13 protein-coding genes are annotated in these 16,271 nt (G+C 66.4%); 7 read left to right on the top strand and 6 right to left on the bottom strand.

Annotated elements, in window-relative coordinates; genetic code table 11:
• Positions 1–398 precede the first annotated feature (398 nt).
• A complete protein-coding gene (locus tag KME82_RS18135; protein WP_215495298.1) occupies positions 399–2,690 on the top strand; it encodes a TonB-dependent receptor in 2,292 nt (763 codons plus the stop codon).
• Between the two features lie 215 nt (positions 2,691–2,905).
• Positions 2,906–4,186 carry a hypothetical protein gene (locus KME82_RS18130; RefSeq protein ID WP_215495297.1) on the top strand — a complete coding sequence of 427 codons (1,281 nt, stop codon included), beginning with the start codon at positions 2,906–2,908 and terminating at the stop codon, positions 4,184–4,186.
• 58 nt (positions 4,187–4,244) lie between these two features.
• Here KME82_RS18130 and lpxH read toward each other — a convergent pair whose 3' ends face one another.
• Entirely contained in the window at positions 4,245–4,979 is a 735-nt protein-coding gene (gene lpxH / locus KME82_RS18125; protein WP_215495296.1) for a UDP-2,3-diacylglucosamine diphosphatase, read from the bottom strand.
• Positions 4,980–5,176: 197 nt separating this feature from the next.
• On the opposite strand from lpxH, the gene gltX reads away from it, so the two are divergent.
• Positions 5,177–6,574, top strand: a complete 1,398-nt coding sequence (gene gltX / locus KME82_RS18120) for a glutamate--tRNA ligase (protein ID WP_215495295.1) — start codon at positions 5,177–5,179, stop codon at positions 6,572–6,574.
• A gap of 31 nt (positions 6,575–6,605) precedes the next feature.
• The gene (locus tag KME82_RS18115) at positions 6,606–7,103 is read left to right on the top strand and encodes a transcriptional repressor (protein ID WP_036114650.1); all 498 of its coding nucleotides are present in this window, start codon (positions 6,606–6,608) and stop codon (positions 7,101–7,103) included.
• Positions 7,104–7,653: 550 nt separating this feature from the next.
• On the opposite strand, the gene KME82_RS18110 is transcribed toward KME82_RS18115, so the two are convergent.
• The 3 genes from KME82_RS18110 to KME82_RS18100 form a co-directional block, all read right to left on the bottom strand.
• Positions 7,654–8,907 (bottom strand): MFS transporter, encoded by a 1,254-nt coding sequence (locus KME82_RS18110; protein ID WP_215495294.1) that lies wholly within the window; start codon positions 8,905–8,907, stop codon positions 7,654–7,656.
• A 426-nt stretch (positions 8,908–9,333) separates the two neighbouring features.
• On the bottom strand, positions 9,334–9,729 hold the full coding sequence (locus tag KME82_RS18105; protein ID WP_252255401.1) for a MarR family winged helix-turn-helix transcriptional regulator: 396 nt from the start codon (positions 9,727–9,729) through the stop codon (positions 9,334–9,336).
• A gap of 214 nt (positions 9,730–9,943) precedes the next feature.
• Complete coding sequence (locus KME82_RS18100) at positions 9,944–11,968, bottom strand: TonB-dependent receptor (RefSeq protein WP_215495292.1); 2,025 nt, start codon at positions 11,966–11,968, stop codon at positions 9,944–9,946.
• Positions 11,969–12,071: 103 nt separating this feature from the next.
• Between KME82_RS18100 and KME82_RS18095 the strand changes: the two genes are divergently transcribed.
• From KME82_RS18095 to KME82_RS18085, 3 genes are all read left to right on the top strand, one after another.
• On the top strand, positions 12,072–12,479 hold the full coding sequence (locus tag KME82_RS18095; RefSeq protein ID WP_215495291.1) for a MerC domain-containing protein: 408 nt from the start codon (positions 12,072–12,074) through the stop codon (positions 12,477–12,479).
• Positions 12,480–12,676: 197 nt separating this feature from the next.
• Positions 12,677–12,868 (top strand): 30S ribosomal protein THX, encoded by a 192-nt coding sequence (locus tag KME82_RS18090; protein WP_036114666.1) that lies wholly within the window; start codon positions 12,677–12,679, stop codon positions 12,866–12,868.
• A 235-nt stretch (positions 12,869–13,103) separates the two neighbouring features.
• Complete coding sequence (locus tag KME82_RS18085; protein WP_215495290.1) at positions 13,104–13,739, top strand: outer membrane beta-barrel protein; 636 nt, start codon at positions 13,104–13,106, stop codon at positions 13,737–13,739.
• Between the two features lie 112 nt (positions 13,740–13,851).
• Here KME82_RS18085 and KME82_RS18080 read toward each other — a convergent pair whose 3' ends face one another.
• Entirely contained in the window at positions 13,852–14,694 is an 843-nt protein-coding gene (locus KME82_RS18080) for a DUF6348 family protein (protein WP_215495289.1), read from the bottom strand.
• The gene (locus KME82_RS18075; protein ID WP_215495288.1) at positions 14,691–15,902 is read right to left on the bottom strand and encodes a dipeptidase; all 1,212 of its coding nucleotides are present in this window, start codon (positions 15,900–15,902) and stop codon (positions 14,691–14,693) included. Before KME82_RS18075 ends, KME82_RS18080 begins: the two co-directional genes overlap by 4 nt.
• Between the last annotated feature and the right edge of the window lie 369 nt (positions 15,903–16,271).

Below are 16,271 nucleotides of genomic sequence, written 5' to 3'. Positions count from 1 at the left end.
CGCTCGCCGACGCGAACGAAAAAGCCGCACGTTCGCCCGATACTAGTGACCACAAAAAACTCGCGTCGAAGCGCGAGGTTTTTTGTGAGAGGGAGCTTCAGCCCCGACGCATTTGGTACCGTTCGCCGTGAACTGACCGAACAGCGTCGGGCTGAAGCTCCCTCCCACAAAGTCGCCGGTATCGCTGCGCTCGCCGACGCGAACGAAAAAGCCGCACGTTCGCCCGTCTCTACCTGCGTTCGATGCGCGCGCCCAGCGCAAACTGACGCCGATCTGAAATATCCCTTTCACACGTCACCCACAGACTTCCGGGCTTCGCTCTCAAGCCGCCCAAGAGTGATTCACGCAGCGGATTCTGCAACGCGTGCGGCGGCACTCTCTCCCAATGGAAGTCCCCCATGACGACGAAGACGACGCTCCTCGCCGCCTCGATCCTGTTGTGTCTGTACGCCGCCAGCGGCCATGCCGCCGAAGCCGCCAACCCCGCCAACCCCGCCAACCCCGCCGGCTCTGCCGAATCCGCTGCCGCCACCGGCGCCAGCGCCGACGCCGGCAAAGACGCCACCACGCTCGATGTGGTGTCCGTGGTCGGCACCGGTCAGACCCGCCAGGTGCAGGCGCTCGGCAAGGCCGATCTGCAACGCGAAGCGGCCGGCACCAGCCCGCTCAAGGTCATGGCCAAGCTGCCCGGCGTGCATTTCCAGAGCTCCGATCCGTGGGGCAACTACGAATGGTCGAGCAAGCTGAGCATCCGCGGCTTCTCGCAGCAGCAGCTCGGTTTCACCCTCGACGGCATCCCGCTCGGCGACATGAGCTACGGCAATCACAACGGCCTGCACATCAGCCGCGCGATCACCGCCGAAAACCTGTCCGGCGCCGAACTCTCGCAAGGCAGCGGCGCGATCGATACCGCGTCCTCGGGCAACCTCGGCGGCACCCTGCGTTTCTTCAGTTCCGATCCGTCCGCCGACTTCGGCGTGCGCCTGGCCCAGACCATCGGCAGCGACGCGACCAGCCGCACCTACGCGCGCCTGGACACCGGCGATCACGACGGCTGGAGCGCCTACCTGAGCGGCGTGTTCCACACCACCGACAAGTGGAAGGGCGAAGGCCCGCAGCGCAACAGCCAGTTCAACGGCAAGTTCGTCTACACCGGCGAAGACTTCAAGATCACCGGCTTCGCCGACTCCTCGCGTCGCCGCGAGACCGACTACGCCGACCTATCGCTGGAATCGGCCAAGCGCCTGGGCATGGACTGGGACAACTACGCCAAGGATTGGCAGCGCGCCATCGACGCGGCCAACGGCAACTTCCGCGGCGGCGTGACCAGCCTGGACGATGCCTACTACATCGCCCGCGGCGTGCGCGACGACGATCTGGCTTACCTGAGCGCGGAGTGGAACCTCAACGCCGATGTGACCCTGGCGGCGACGGCGTACTACCACAACAACGAAGGCCAGGGCCATTGGGCCACGCCGTATGCGGTCTCGCCGACGGTGCCGCTGCGCATGCGCACCACCGAATACGACATCGAGCGCACCGGTTTCATGCCCAGCCTGACCTGGCAGATCGGCAACCACCGCCTGCAGGCCGGCCTGTGGCTGGAGAAGAACGATCACGGCGTGCAGCGCAACTTCTACGACCTCAACCGCAACGAGCCGCCGGACGCGATCTTCTTCTACCGCAACCCGTCGCAGCGCGTGTTCCGCCAGCGCTTCGACACCGACACGCGCATGTACTACGTGCTCGACCACATGGAGTTCGCCGACGGCCGCCTGGCCGTGGACGCGGGTTTCAAGGGCCTGAAGGTGGAGACCGACGGCAAGACCCTGATCGGCGGCGCCAGCCGCGCCAGCGGCAAGCTGGTGTCGGAAGACAACTTCCTGCCGCAGCTCGGCGCGCGCTGGCAGCTCAGCGAGCACGAGGAAATCTTCGGCTCCTACAGCGAAAACCTGTCGGCGTTCCGCACCGGCGTCAACGGCCCGCATTCGACCTCGCAGGCCGCCTTCGACGCCGCCGTGGGCACGCTCGAACCGGAAACCTCCAAGACCTTCGAAGCCGGCCTGCGCACCAGCCGCGACCAGATCGAGGCCTCGGTCGCGGTGTACCGGGTCAACTTCGAGAACCGCCTGCTCGCGATCGCGCGTTGCGCCGGCATCGTGGGTTGCGCGTCGAGCTTCGCCAACGTCGGCGACGTGGAAAGCCGCGGCGCCGAGGTCACGGTGTTGTGGAAGCCGTTCGCCGGTTTCAGCTGGTATCACTCGCTGGCGTTCAACGATTCGCAGTACGAGTCGGATTATCTCGACGGCAATACCCTGGTGCTGACCAAGGGCAAGCAGGCGGTCGACGCGCCCAAGCGCCTGTACGCGACCGAACTGCGCTGGGATCACGACGGCCTGCAACTGCAGCTCGGCGCCAAGTACACCGACAAGCGCTATCTGACCTACCTCAACGATTCGCACGTGTCGGGGTTCTGGGTGGTCGATGCCTCGGCCTCGTACGAATGGAAGGACATCGCCTGGGCCGATGCGTTCAAGCTGCAGTTGAACCTGACCAACCTGTTCGACAAGGAATACTTCGGCAGCATCGGCACCAACGGCTTTGTGGCCTCCGATCCGCGCGGCCTGAACTACACCTTGCAATCGGGCGCGCCGCGCCAGGCGTTCCTGACCGCGGAAGTGCGGTTCTGATCGATGCGGCTGCGATCGATGCCGCCGTGACCAATACGGCGGCTATCGACGCAGCTGTGACCAATGACATCACCCGCATGCATTGAAGGCACGCGCATGCAAAGCAGCGAACGCCCGGCCCCGTCCGGGCGTTCGCATGTGTGCCTGCAATACCCCTCGTTGCGCATAGCGAAAACTCGTTAGCATTCGTCCGGGGATACGAACGGCGGGGCAGCATGGGTATCGGTTTTCAAGTTGTCAGCACGCCGTGGAAGCGGCGCATGTGGGCCAAGCCCAGCGTGCCGGCGTTGCTGCGTGAATTTAAACGCACCTACCTCGAGGCCCTGTCCGAACCGGTGCTGCGCGAACGCGTGCAGGTGTGGGAGGGCGAGCACGGCGCGACCATCGCCTGGCATCCGGCCGAGGAAGGACTGTCGATCGAACTGCGCGCCGACGGCAGCCTGCTCGCCAGCGCGCGTACCAACACGGTCGGGCCGGGCTATCACGCGTTCCTGCTCGACGTGCTCGATCGCATCGCCGCGCAATGGGGTTTGCGTTGGCGCTGGGACGAAGGCGAGGACGAGGGTTACGGCGACGAGACCGGCTACGCGAACGGCCGCGATTGGGTGCAGTTGCAGTCCGAGATGGCGTTCTGGCTGCGCCAGGTGGCCGGGCTGTTGTTGCAGCGGCGCGATGCGCAGGATCTGTTCGTATCGATGCCGATCGGGCCGATGCCGCGCATCGGCGGCTTCGTCGGTTCGCCGATGGGAATCTGGAGCGAGGAGCGTTTTGAACGCATCGTCGCAAACGAGGCCGAAGCGCTGGTCGCGGCGAGCGAATTCTTCCCGTGGTGGCAGCCGGGTTTCGGCGCCGACTTGTGGAGCGGGCTCGCGCGCGTGGGCGTGTGGTGCGACGTGCACTGGGTCGGCCCGCGCGATCAGGCCGAGCGCGATGTCTTGCGGCGCGTGCTCGACAGCGATCGCCGCGCGAGTGCGATCGACCCGCGCCGCGCGCTGGAGCCGGACGTGCGCGACGAACTGCAATGGCTGCTCGAACGCGGCGCGGAAATCGAACTGCCCCAGCGCGAAGGCCCGGGCTATAGACGTCTGCCGACCCGGCATGCGCTGTACGGCGGGCCATGGAGCGTCGAGGTGCCGGGGCATTTCATCGAGCATCAGCTCAACGACGGCAACAACCTGCAATACCTCGGCGACCGGCGCGCGGTCTATGTCAGTTCGTTGAACATTGCCTCCGCCGACGGCCGTCTGCCGCCCGCGGCCGAGTTGCTGGAAACCGCTAATCGCGACGGCCCGGGCGATCTGGCCTGGGCCCAGGACGAAATTCTGGCCAGTGCGCGCTGGGAAGAGGATGTCGAGGCGCAGGTGCGGCATCTGTACGCGGCCTGCGCGGTCGATGGGCGCGTACTGCTGCTGACCATCAGCGACGAACTCGACGCGTCGCGCGAATGGGCCGAGGCGGTGGCGCGTTCGGTGCGTTGGGCCTCGCCCGCACAGTGAGCGTCGGCCGTCGTGGCTTCGCCATTCGACGGCTCTCGACGGCCGTGCGGCGCCGGCTTCAGTCCAGCGTCTGCAACTGCATGCCGTCGCGATCTACCCGCAGCACCGAGCCTTGTTCGTACCAGTCGCCGAGCACGATGCGGGTGCGCGCGCGCCCGCCGACCTCGAGCGTATGCACGGCCGGACGATGGGTGTGGCCGTGGATGATCGTGTCGATGCCGTAGCGGGCGAAGGTTTCGGCGACCGTGTCCGGCGCGACATCGGTGATGGTTTCCATGCGCCCGTCGTCCTTGAGCCCGGCCTGATGCGCCTTGCTCGCCGCGCGCGCCTGCTGCGCGAACGCCAGCCGCGCCGCCAGCGGCTGGGCCAGGAACTGCGCCTGCCAGGCCGGATGCCGGGTCTGGGCGCGGAACTGCTGGTAGGCGACATCGTCGGTACACAGCAGATCGCCATGGCCGATCAACGCCGGATGGCCGTACAGCACGATCACCGACGGATCGGGCAGCAGGCGCATGCCCGCGCGCGTGGCGTAGTCGGCGCCGAGCAGGAAATCGCGATTGCCGCGGATGAAGAACACCGGCACGCCGCTGTCGTTGAGCGCCTTGAGTTCGCTGGCGACCAAGGCGCCGGTGTCGGACGGGTCGTCGTCGCCGACCCAGGCTTCGAACAGGTCGCCGAGGATGTACAGCGCATCGGCCTGGCGCGCCTCGCCGCGCACGAAGCGGCCGAACAGCTCGGTGATTTGCGGGCGCTCGGCGTCCAGGTGGAGGTCGGAGATGAAGAGGGTGGTCATGGCGGCTAGTCTAAAACACCGCGCCCGAGCGGCGCGGGCGAGTGCGCACAATGCTCGCTCCGGATCGGCCGAAAGCCTTGCGGGTCGGTGCTTTCGCGATGGCGTGGGCGCTCTGACGCGGCGTCGCGCGGCCGTTGCCGCCATCGCCACCGCCAGTCCGTTAAAATGCGCGATTCCCCGGTCCACCCGAGCCCCGCATGACCCGCACCCGCTTCGCCCCCAGCCCCACCGGTTACCTGCACATCGGCGGCGCGCGCACCGCGCTGTACTGCTGGCTGGAAGCGCGCCGCGCGGGCGGCCAGTTCATCCTGCGTATCGAGGACACCGACCGCGAGCGCAGCACCCAGGCCGCGATCGACGCGATCCTGGAAGCGATGCAGTGGCTGGGCCTGGATTACGACGAAGGCCCGATCTACCAGACCCACCGTCTGGAGCGTTACCGCGAGGTCGCCGAGCAGATGGTCGCGGCCGGTACCGCGTACTACGCCTACGAGAGCAAGGACGAGCTGCAGGCCGCGCGCGAAGCGGCCGAGGCGGCCAAGGAGAAGCCGCGTTACAACGGCGCGTACCGCGATCGCAACGAGCCTTACCGCGACGATCCGAACCGGGTGATCCGGTTCAAGAATCCGCTCGACGGCACGGTGGTGCTGGAGGACAAGGTCAAGGGCCGGATCGAGATCGCCAACAGCGAGCTCGACGATCTGGTGATCTTCCGTGCCGACGGTTATCCGACCTACAACTTCGCCGTGGTCGTCGACGATCTGGACATGGGCATCACCGATGTCGTGCGCGGCGACGATCATGTCAACAACACCCCGCGCCAGATCAACATCTACCAGGCGCTGGGCGCGCCGGTGCCGCATTTCGCGCATTTGCCGATGATCCTCGACCACGAGGGCAAGAAGCTGTCCAAGCGCACCGGCGCGGCCGATGTGATGCAGTACCGCGACGAAGGTTATCTGCCGCACGCGCTGCTCAATTATCTGGTCCGCCTGGGCTGGTCGCACGGCGATCAAGAGATCTTCTCGATCCCGGAAATGACCGCGCTGTTCCAGTTGTCCGACGTCAATTCCAGCCCCTCGCGCCTGGACGCGGCCAAGCTGGGATGGATGAATCAGCAATACCTCAAGAGCGACGATCCGATCGAGGTCGGCAAGCATCTGCAATGGCATCTGCTCAACAACGGTTACGACCTGGCCAACGGCCCGGCGCCGGCCGACGTGGTGATCGCGCTGCGCGACCGCGTGCAGACGCTCAAGGACATGGCCGAGCGTGCGGCGGTGTGGTATCGCCCGCTGGAGAACTACGACGAAGCCGCGGTCGCCAAGCACCTCAATGCCGCCGCCCAGGCGCCGCTGAGCGAAGCGCGCACGCGCCTGGCCGCGTTGAGCGAGTGGAGCGCCGACACCGTCTCGGCGGCGCTGCACGAGGCCGCCGACGCGCTGGGCCTGGGCATGGGCAAGGTCGCCCAGCCGCTGCGCGTGGCGATCACCGGCACCCAGGTCAGCCCGGACATCTCGCACACGGTGTACCTGGCCGGCCAGGCCGGGGCCTTGCAACGCATCGACGCCGCCCTTACTAAGATCCCTGCGTAGGTTCAACCGCGCCGCGACCACGGAGTCCGCCATGAGCACCAGCCACGCCTGCACCGATCCCCAGCACCACGTCCACGACGGCGACGCCTTCGTGCATGAGGTCGAGCGGGCCTGCGAGCAGCGCGGGCTGCGGCTGACCCCGATCCGCGCGCATGCCCTGCGCCTGATCGCCGCGGCCGGCAAGCCGATGAAGGCCTACGACCTGCTCGACCAGATGAAAGCCACCCACGACGCCGCGGCGCCGCCGACGATCTACCGCGCGCTGGATTTCCTGCTCGAGCACGGCTTCATCCACAAGCTCGCCTCGATCAACGCCTTTGTCGGCTGCCATCACCCCGGCGGCGCCCAGCACGCGGTGCCGTTCCTGATCTGCGACAACTGCCAGTCGGCGATGGAGCTGGAAGACGAACGCATCGTCGACCTGCTGGAAAGCCGCGCGCGTGCGCTGGGTTTCGTGCCGCAGGCACAGACGTTGGAAGTGCATGGGCTTTGCGCGGATTGCGTTGAGGCCAAGGCGGCGCAGGCTTGAGCGCTGATTGAGCCGAGGGCTGCGCACGGGTCTTGGCTTGCTCCGAGTTGGTAAGGCGCTGTAACAAATCCAAACGAGTATTTGCCCCCTTTGAAAAAGGGGGCTGCGCCTTGCGTTGCGCGAAGTCAGGTCATGGCCGACTGGCGCGGGGGATTTGCTTTTTGCCCCGGTGCGCGGCTATCTGACAGCAAGAGCAAATCCCCCTTGGCCCCCCTTTTTCAAAGGGGGGAACCGATCGAGAATTCGCCCCCTTTGAAAAAGGGGCTGCGCCTTGCGTTGCACGAAGTCAGGTCATGGCCGACTGGCGCGGGGGATTTGCTTTTCGCCCCGGTGCGCGGCTATCTGACAGCAAGAGCAAATCCCCCCTGGCCCCCCTTTTTCAAAGGGGGGAATCGGTAGGAAGGATTCGTCTCGTCCGGTGCTCGACATCAAGTACCAAGCATCGAATCGTCGATCGATTCCCGATTCCCGATTCCCGATTCCCGATTCCCGATTCCCGATTCCCAAATCCCAAATCCCGAATCCCGAATCCCGAATCCCGAATCCCGAATCAAGCCGCCGCCAACCCACCGGCCCGCACCGGCCTCGCCTCGCGAATCGGCAGATTCGCCAGCGCTGCGACCAAGGCCAAAGCGATGTCGGCGTACCACATCCAGGTGTAGTCGCCGAACTTGGCCATCGCCACGCCGCCGAGCCAGGCGCCGAAGAAACCGCCGATCTGGTGCGACAACAAGGTCAGCCCGAACAACGTGCCCAGGTAGCGCGGCCCGAACAGTTTGCCGACCAGGCCCGCGGTCGGCGGCACCGTCGCCAGCCAGGTCACGCCCAGGCCCGCGGCGAACAGGTAGAAGGTCAGCGGCGTCGGCGGCGAGATCAGGTAAATCGCGATCAACCCCGCGCGGCTGGCGTACATCAACGCGAGCAGGTGCTTCATCCGATAGCGCTGACCGAGCCAGCCTGCGGCCAGACTGCCGGCGACGTTGAACAGGCCGATCAAGGCCAGCGCCATCGCCGACACGTTGTCCGACAGCCCGCACAGCGCGATCTCGCCGGGCAGGTGGGTGACCAGGAAGGCGATGTGGAAGCCGCAGGTGAAAAAGCCCAGGTGCAGCATCCAGTAGCTGCGGTCGCGCAAGGCGATGCGCAGTTGCTCGCGCAGGCCGATGCCGGGCGCGGCGGCGGCTGTCGTCGCCGACGGCGTGGCCGGCTCTGCGCGGCGCCGCAGCGGCCACGCCAAAGGCAAGGTGGCGACCGCGGCCGCGGCCAGGGTCCACATCGCCGCCATCCATCCCGCCGCGGCGATCACCGCCTGCACCAGCGGCGCGAACACGAACTGGCCCATCGAGCCGCCGGCATTGATCACCCCGGCCGCCATCGAGCGCTTTTCCGCCGGCAGGCGTTGCGCGGTCGCGCCGATCAGGATCGAGAAACTGCCCGCGCCCGCGCCGGCCGCGCCGAGCAGGCCGAGGGTGACGATCAATCCCCATTGCGAGGTCACCAGCGGGGTCAGCGCCATGCCGGCGATCAACAGCAGTCCGCCGAACACCAGCACCCGTCCGGGCCCGCGTTGGTCGGCGAGCGCGCCGAACAGCGGCTGCACCGCGCCCCACACGAACTGACCGATCGCGAGCGCGAAACTGATCTCGGCGATGCCCAGCCCGGTGCTGTGGCCGATCGGTTTGATCAGCAGGCCCTGCGATTGGCGGATGCCCATGGTGATCATCAGCATCGCGGTGGCGGCGAGCAGCAGCGGCCAGTAGGAAACGGGCTTGGGGCCGAGGGACGCGGGGCGGGTGGAGGTCATGGGGATCTCGACGGCGGATGAGGTGAGAGGGTGCGGAGATTTCTATTGCGGGGGTTCGTTTTTGCCGTCATTCCCGCAATGGCGGACTCTGCTTTACTTCGGCGGAGCCGAACATCCAGAGACTTCAGCGTGATCGCACCCGAGCGTCATTCCCGCGAAGGCGGGCTCTGCTTTAGTTAGGCGGAGCCGAACATCCCGAGACTTCAGCGTGATCCCACCAGAACGTCATTCCCGCGAACGCGGGAATCCAGGGCTTTTCGTGCGAAAGACTGCCGATGTCGATGCATAAATGCTCTTCGGTTTCTATGCGTAAAAGTGGACACGCCCAGACTTCAGAAGTTCTCGCGCGAAAGGCCCTGGATTCCCGCCTTCGCGGGAATGACGGTAGGAGGGTTGCGCGGTTATTGAATGGTGGGTCATGCAGAATCAGCGACTCGCCCCCTGCAACTGCGCGATCGCCGCATCCAACTGCGCATGCAGCAGCGCAATCCCGTCGACTCCAAGCCCGCGATCGATCTCATCCTGCGCCACCCGCCACAGCGGCATCGCGCGGTCGATCACCTTGCGGCCGGCGCGGGTGAGGCGCAGTCGCCGTTGACGCGCGTCCTCGCCCGCGACCGCTTCGATCCAGCCCGCGTCGACCAGCGGCTTGAGATCGCGGCTCAAGGTGCTGCGGTCCATGCCCAGTTCGTGCGCGATCTCGCCCAAGGGCCGGCCCTGGCCGCCGGTGCGGCGCAGGATCGAATACTGGTTGAGGTTGACCCCGGCCGGCGCAAGCGCCTGGTCGTAGCGCTGGCTCATCAGGCGCGAAAGCTTGCGCATGCGAAAACAGGTGCAGACGCTGGGCGAGGGTGAAGGAGAGGACGAGGACATCGCGGCGGAATCGTTGCTGGCGGTCATTATGTGTATATACACCTATTTGCGCCGCAACCGCAAACGCCGGCGCGAAGGCCGGCGTTCGGGGCTGCGAGGATGCGCTACAAGCGACCTGGAGAGAGTCGGTTCAACCCCGCAAACGATGCCTCGGCAGCAGCGGTCAGAAGAACACCCGCACGCCGAAATCGACGCCGCGGCCCGGCAGGATCACGCTGTCCTTGAGGAACGAGGTGTGGACCCGCGCGACCTGGTCGGTCAGGTTGGTGCCGTCGAGAAACACTTCGTAACCCAGGTTGCCGGCGTCCCAGTGATAGGCCATGTGCGCGTCGACCAGGGTGTAGCCGTCGGTCGGGGTTTCGTTGAGCGCGACCTTGTCCTGCTTCATGTAGCGGGTCGCGCCGAGCGACGCGCGCCAGCTGTCGGCGTCCCAGCGCAGTTCGCCGCCGATACGCGACGGCGCGATCCGCGGCAGGTTGCCGCCGCCGTTGTCGAGCTTGGCGCGCACGGTGTCGCCGAACAGGCGCACGTCGAACTTGCCGGCGTCGCCGTCGAACACATGCGCGATCGCCTCGCCTTCGAAACCGGTGAAGGTGGCATCGGCCTGGCTCCACTGGCGCACCGGATTGCCTTCCTCGAACGCGCCGGTGTCGACCAGGTAGATGAAACCGTCGAAGCGGGTCTGGTACGCGGCCAGCTTCGCTTCGAACATCGAGCCGTGGTAGTGCAGGCCGAGTTCGAATTGATTGGCGCGCTCCTTGCGCAGGTCGGCATTGCCTATCTCGAACGAGGCGGTCGCTGCGTGCAGGCCGTTGGCGAACAGTTCTTCCTCGGCCGGCGCGCGCTCGGCGCGGTCGACGTTGAAGGTCAGGCGCCAGGCGTCGGTGAATTTCCACATGGCGCCGGCCGACAGGCTCAGCGGATTGAAATCGCGCTTGGCCGCGCCGCTGGGCGAGCTTTCCACCTTGTCGATGCGCGCGCCCAGTTCGATCTGCAGCTGATCCCACTTGCGCTGCTCGGTCACGAACAGGCCGGCGGCGCGGGTCTTGGTCTTGGGCACGAAGGCTTCTTCGCCGATCGCCTGGAAGGTGCGGTCGTAGCCTTGCAGGCCGATCGCGCCGACCCAGCCGGCCAGCGGCTTGTGGGTCAGTTCCAGCCGGCCTTCGGTGGCGTCGTTGAGAAAGCGCGTGCCGATTTCGCTGCCTTCGAATTCGGTGTGTTCGTATTCGGTGTTGGCCACGCTCGCGCGCAGGCCGCTGAAGATGCCGAAGTCCTGGTTGATGCCGCCCTTGAGTTCGAAGCGATTCTGGCGCATGTCGATGTGGACCGGTGACTCGCCTTCCTCGGCGTTGCCCGGCTCGCCGGGATTGCCGTATTTGTCTTCGTAGCGCGCGGCGGAAAAACCCAGGAAGCCGACGTCGCCGACCAAGGACGCGCCGAGCGCGCCGGTCTTGGTGTCGACGAAGCTGTTGCGCTGGCGGCCGAGCGGGGTGTCGTAGTCGTCGTTGTTGCGGTACACGCCGTCGGCGTGCAGCACCAGCGCGCCGTCGGCGCCGCTGGCGTCGACCCGGGCCATGCCGGTGACGCCGTTGCTGACCGAGCTGCGGCGCACTTCGGCGCGGCCGGATACGGTTTCGTCGAGCGGCTTCTCGGCGATGCGGCCGTCGACGATGTTGACCACGCCGCCGATCGCGCCGCTGCCGTACAGCAAGGTGGCCGGGCCCTTGAGCACTTCGATCTGGTCGGCCAGGAACGGCTCGACCGCGGCGTTGTGGTCCTGGCTGACGGTCGATACGTCCTGGCTGGCGAGGCCGCCGGTCATCACGCCCACGCGCGGGCCTTCCATGCCGCGGATGATCGGCCGGCCGACGCCGGCGCCGAAGTTCGAACTCTGCACGCCCGGCAGCTTGCCGACGGTTTCGCCGAGGGTGGCGCCGCGCGCTTCGTCGAGCTTCTCGCCCGACAGCACTTCCACCGGTTGCGCCAGCTCCTCGGCGCTCGATTGCAGCGGCGTGGCGGTGACGACGACCGCGTCCAGGCTGGTAGCCTTGTCGTGGCGGGTATCGCTGGGGCTGGACGGACCGGCGGCATCTTGGGCGACCGCCTGCGTGAAGGGCAGGGCGAGGGTCAGGGCAAGGGCGAGCGCGCTGCGACGAGCGCGCGGGGACGACACGATGGGCTTGGGCATGACGGACCGACTGGAAAAGAAGGGTGGGGGAGGCTGGCGGGCCTGGGTGAAATGTTATAAAGTAACGTTACCGAATTGACAACCATCCCAGAAGTCATCCCCCATGCCTTCATTTCTACGCGGCCTGTTGGACCGTATCGGCGCCGTCGGCTCGCTGGCCTGCGCCGTGCATTGCGCCGCCCTGCCGTTGCTGATCGCGGTGCTGCCCTCGCTGGGCCTGTCCAGCTGGTTCGGCCATCGCTTCGAAATCGCGTTCGTGATCTTCGCCACCTTGCTGGGCGGTTTCAGCGTGTGGTCGGGCTATCGCCGCCACCACGCGGTGCGCGCGCTGTCGCTGCTGATCCCGGGCCTGATCGTGCTGTGGAGCGGCGTGCTGTACCCGCCGCTGCACGGCGCGCTGTTGCCGCATGCGATCGTGATGACCTTCGGCGGCACCCTGGTCGGCCTGGCCCATCTGGCCAATCTGCGGCTCAACCACGGCCACGTCCACGACGCCAGCTGCGCCCACTGAAGCCCATCGACTCCGGTCTAGAGGCCGAGTCCGGACGCTTGTGCTAGGCTTCGCAGCCTCGCGCGCGGCCGCGCTGCGCCGGTAGCCGGTCCGATCTCTTCATCGAGAGGCGGCCCGGGTCCTCCGGCCGACCCGCCTGCAGTCTGCGCGGACCACCATTCGATACAACGTTCAACGTCTTAATTAGGAGCACGACCATGGGTAAAGGCGACCGCAAGACCGCCAAGGGCAAGCGCTACAACTCCAGCTACGGCAACGCCCGCAGCAAGGCCGTGACCAAGGCCGCCGGCACCGCCGCCGCCCCGGCGGTGAAGAAGGCCGCCAAGACCGCCGTCGCCAAGGCGCCGGCCAAGAAGGTCGTCGCGAAGAAGGCCGCGAGCAAGGAATAATCCGGCCCGCCGGTTGTTCCGCCTGACGAAAAGCCCCGCCTCGCGGGGCTTTTTTTTGCCCGCGCGGCACCGCCGTGGCGCAGGCGATGTCCGCGCGGAACGCCTCGCCTGCATCGAATTTGCGTCTTTGTGTGAGCGCCATCGAAAAAACTACACGAGATGTGATTTTTTCATTAAGATGCGCGCCGTTCCCGAGGAAAGGGACGTCTAACCAAATCAAGGATCAAGGGGATTTATGAAGAAGCAACTCGCGCTGGCTCTCCTTCTCGCCACCGCTTCCTCGGCCGCCGCGGCCGCCGACGGCCTGAGCTATTCCTACGTCGAAGTCGGCGCTTCGCAGAGCAAGGTCGAGCTGCCGACGGTCGACGCCAACTTCTCGGTCGACGACATCAAGGCCAACGGCGGCTACCTGCGCGGTTCGGTCGCGCTCGGCGATGCGTTCCACCTGTTCGGCGGCTACCGCCAGGGCGACGACGATGTCGCGGTGCGTTTTCGCAACGTCAAGATCGGCGAAACCAACATCGACCTGGCCCAGTACGAAATCGGCTTCGGTTACCACCACACGCTGTCCGAGCGCGTCGACTGGACCGGCGAGCTGAGCTACGTGGGCACCGACGTGGACGTCGAGGGCGGCGGTGATTTCGATCGCGCCGACGACTTCCGCGCCTCGGTCGGTCTGCGCGGCAAGCTGGCCCGCAACTTCGAAGGCTGGGTCAAGGCCAACTACACCGACGGCGATGCGTACGACAGCGAATTCAGCGGCACCATCGGCGCCCAGATCAAGTTCAACCACATCTGGGGCATCGTCGGCGAAGCCGAATTCGGCGACACCCACAATCAGCTGAGCCTCGGCGTGCGCGCCAGCTTCTGATTGTCGTGTTGTGATGCAACGAAAAAGCCCGGTGCGAACCGGGCTTTTTTGTGCGCGTGAGTTTGCATGGTCGCGCGCGCCTGTCGTGCGATGCGGCCGCCGGGTCATCGTCTCAGTCGACGACGCTCTGCACGATCACGTACTGCTTGCGGTATTCCATGTGCGTGCCCGGCCAGGTGGCGGCGTAGGCGCGCAAAGCCTCCAGGCCCTGCGGCCATTCCTCGCCGTTGGCGCGGCAGTCGGACTGGCACTCGCCGTCTTCGTCGCGCGAAGCGAACAGGCGCAGGCCGTACAGCGCCTGGTCCTGCAACAGCGGTTTGAAGGTATCGATGGAATTAGTGAACAGACAGCAGGGACAGAAGTCGTGCTCGCTCTCGTCATCGCCGCCGTGGCCATTCGTGGCGGACTCGCGCGGCACCCGGCCGTAATGCGCGACCGGCCCGAACAGCACGCGTCGCGCGTACGCCGGCCGATCGCCTTCGGCGGGGAACTCCATGCGCATCTGCATGCACGATTCGGCCGTGTCGCGGGTCGCATCGAGCAGCACCGGCAGGTCGGTGCGCGCCCATTGATTGAAACCGTGCGCGGCGGCCTCGTCGAAGGTCTCCTGGACCGAGTACTGGTACTCGAACAGACCCTGCGGCAACAAGGTTGCATGGTTGCACTGCAGGGTCGTGGCGACGTGGATGTTGCCGTCAGGACGGATGTCGAACTCGATCAACTGCGGCAGCAGGTACAGGCCGCTGGCCGGCAGCTCGATCCAATCGCCGTCGATGCGGACCTCGTGGCCGAGTTCGCCGAGCACCTTCGCCGCCAGTTCGGTCAGGTCGAACGGTTCGACCCAGCTTTCCTCGCCCTCGGGGGCGAAGGTCAGGTGGCCGTAACTGGCCGAACCCGGATTGGCCGGGCTCGGTTCGAACGCGTGCGTCGCCTGCGCGTCGGTGGATTCGCTCATGGCGTCGCCAAGGCCTCGACCCGGCCCCACACGCGCAGCAGATTGCCGCCGAGCACCTTGCGAATGGTCTCGTCGGAATGGCCGCGCACCTTCAGCCCGTCGATCAGGTTCGGATAGTCGGCGACCGACTTGAGCCCTTCGGGCAGGGCGCCGCTGACGCCGTCGAAGTCCGAGCCGATGCCGACGTGATCGGCGCCGAGCAGCTTGACGCCGTAGTCGATCTGATCGAGCACCGCGTCGATCTTGACCGTGCGCGGCGGATGCGCGGCCTGCCAGGCGTCGTCGAATTCCTTTTCGCTGCGCGGCTTGTCGCCGCGCGCGCGCGCCGCGGCCTGTTCGAGCTCGAACTTGGCGCTGGCGTCGAAATAGGCTTGCGTGTCGGCGGCCGAGGCCGGATCGACGAAGGCGTTGCCGAACACCACCTGGACCACGCCGCCCTTGTCGGCGACCGCCTTGGCCAGCTCATCGCTGAGGTTGCGTTCGAAGCCGGGAGTGAAATGGCGCAGGCCCGAGTGGCTGGCGGTCACCGGCGCCTTGCTGCGCGCGAGCACGTCGCGCACCGCGTCGTCGGACAGGTGCGAGACGTCGATCATGATGCCGAGCCGGTTCATTTCGTCGACGACTTTCTCGCCGAACGGGCTCAGGCCCTTCCACTTGTGGTGCTTGTCGTAGGACGAATCGCTGATCCGGTTGTCCTCGCTGTGGGCGAGGGTGATGTAGCGCACGCCGCGATCATGGAACAGCTTGAGCCTGGACAGGTCGTCGCCGATCGGCGCGCCGTTTTCCATGCCCAGCGCCAGCAGCACGCGCTGGCCGCGCTGGTGCAGGCGTTCGAAATCCTTCGGGCTGCGCAGCACCGCGAACTGGTCGGGACGGCGCCCGACCATCGCCTCGACCGCATCGATCTGGGTGTGCGCGGTCTGGGTCGCGGTGCCGGCGGCGTCTTCGGCCGGCGAGGTGTAGATCGACATGAAGGCGACATCGAGCCCGCCCTGGCGCGCGCGCGGGTAGTCGAACTCGACCTTGGGCGTGTCCAGGCCGAGGTCGTTCCAGTTGCGCAGCAGCAGGCTGGGCGCGTCGATGTGGGTATCGACGATGATCGCGTCCTGGGCGAAGCGCTGGCCCGCGCTGAGGGGCTGGTCGGCTTGCGCGATCAGCGGTGACGAGGCTACAGCAGTGACAGCTAGGGCGAGAACGGCGATGCGCACATGACCTCCGGATCAGGATGACCGCGCGCATCGTGCGGCGCGGCGGGCGCCCAGCGTACAACAGCGCGAGGATGGAGCCTTGCGGCGGCGCAACGTTGGTGGGATCGCCGTTGTCGACGAGCGCGTGCGTGGGCACTTGCTTTTTCGAGCGCGAGGCTGGTGGCCAGCTATTGTGTTCCGCTATTTCGCTATTTCGCTATTTTTCTATTTCGTTGTTCGAGTTCGCTTCGTTGCGCAGGAACCCCGTGCTGTTCCCCCCTTTGAAAAAGGGGGGCAGGGGGATTTGCTCTTAGCCGCAACGCCCAGCGCAGCCGCGGCGAAAAGCAAATCCCCCCGCGCTATCAGGTATGCAAAGGCTTCGTGCCCGCG

This window comes from Lysobacter capsici, from assembly GCF_018732085.1.
In the GTDB taxonomy this organism is placed as follows: Bacteria; Pseudomonadota; Gammaproteobacteria; order Xanthomonadales; family Xanthomonadaceae; genus Lysobacter; species Lysobacter capsici_A.
This window is presented reverse-complemented; position numbering and strand designations above follow the sequence as displayed.

Coding starts and splice junctions, on each gene's coding strand:
- KME82_RS18130 (WP_215495297.1), top strand. CDS start 2,906: ATGGGTATCGGTTTTCAAGTTGTCAGCACGCCGTGGAAGCGGCGCATG.
- KME82_RS18110 (WP_215495294.1), bottom strand. CDS start 8,907: ATGACCTCCACCCGCCCCGCGTCCCTCGGCCCCAAGCCCGTTTCCTAC.
- KME82_RS18115 (WP_036114650.1), top strand. CDS start 6,606: ATGAGCACCAGCCACGCCTGCACCGATCCCCAGCACCACGTCCACGAC.
- KME82_RS18080 (WP_215495289.1), bottom strand. CDS start 14,694: ATGAGCGAATCCACCGACGCGCAGGCGACGCACGCGTTCGAACCGAGC.
- KME82_RS18105 (WP_252255401.1), bottom strand. CDS start 9,729: ATGCGCAAGCTTTCGCGCCTGATGAGCCAGCGCTACGACCAGGCGCTT.
- KME82_RS18090 (WP_036114666.1), top strand. CDS start 12,677: ATGGGTAAAGGCGACCGCAAGACCGCCAAGGGCAAGCGCTACAACTCC.
- KME82_RS18095 (WP_215495291.1), top strand. CDS start 12,072: ATGCCTTCATTTCTACGCGGCCTGTTGGACCGTATCGGCGCCGTCGGC.
- KME82_RS18100 (WP_215495292.1), bottom strand. CDS start 11,968: ATGCCCAAGCCCATCGTGTCGTCCCCGCGCGCTCGTCGCAGCGCGCTC.
- KME82_RS18135 (WP_215495298.1), top strand. CDS start 399: ATGACGACGAAGACGACGCTCCTCGCCGCCTCGATCCTGTTGTGTCTG.
- gltX (WP_215495295.1), top strand. CDS start 5,177: ATGACCCGCACCCGCTTCGCCCCCAGCCCCACCGGTTACCTGCACATC.
- lpxH (WP_215495296.1), bottom strand. CDS start 4,979: ATGACCACCCTCTTCATCTCCGACCTCCACCTGGACGCCGAGCGCCCG.
- KME82_RS18085 (WP_215495290.1), top strand. CDS start 13,104: ATGAAGAAGCAACTCGCGCTGGCTCTCCTTCTCGCCACCGCTTCCTCG.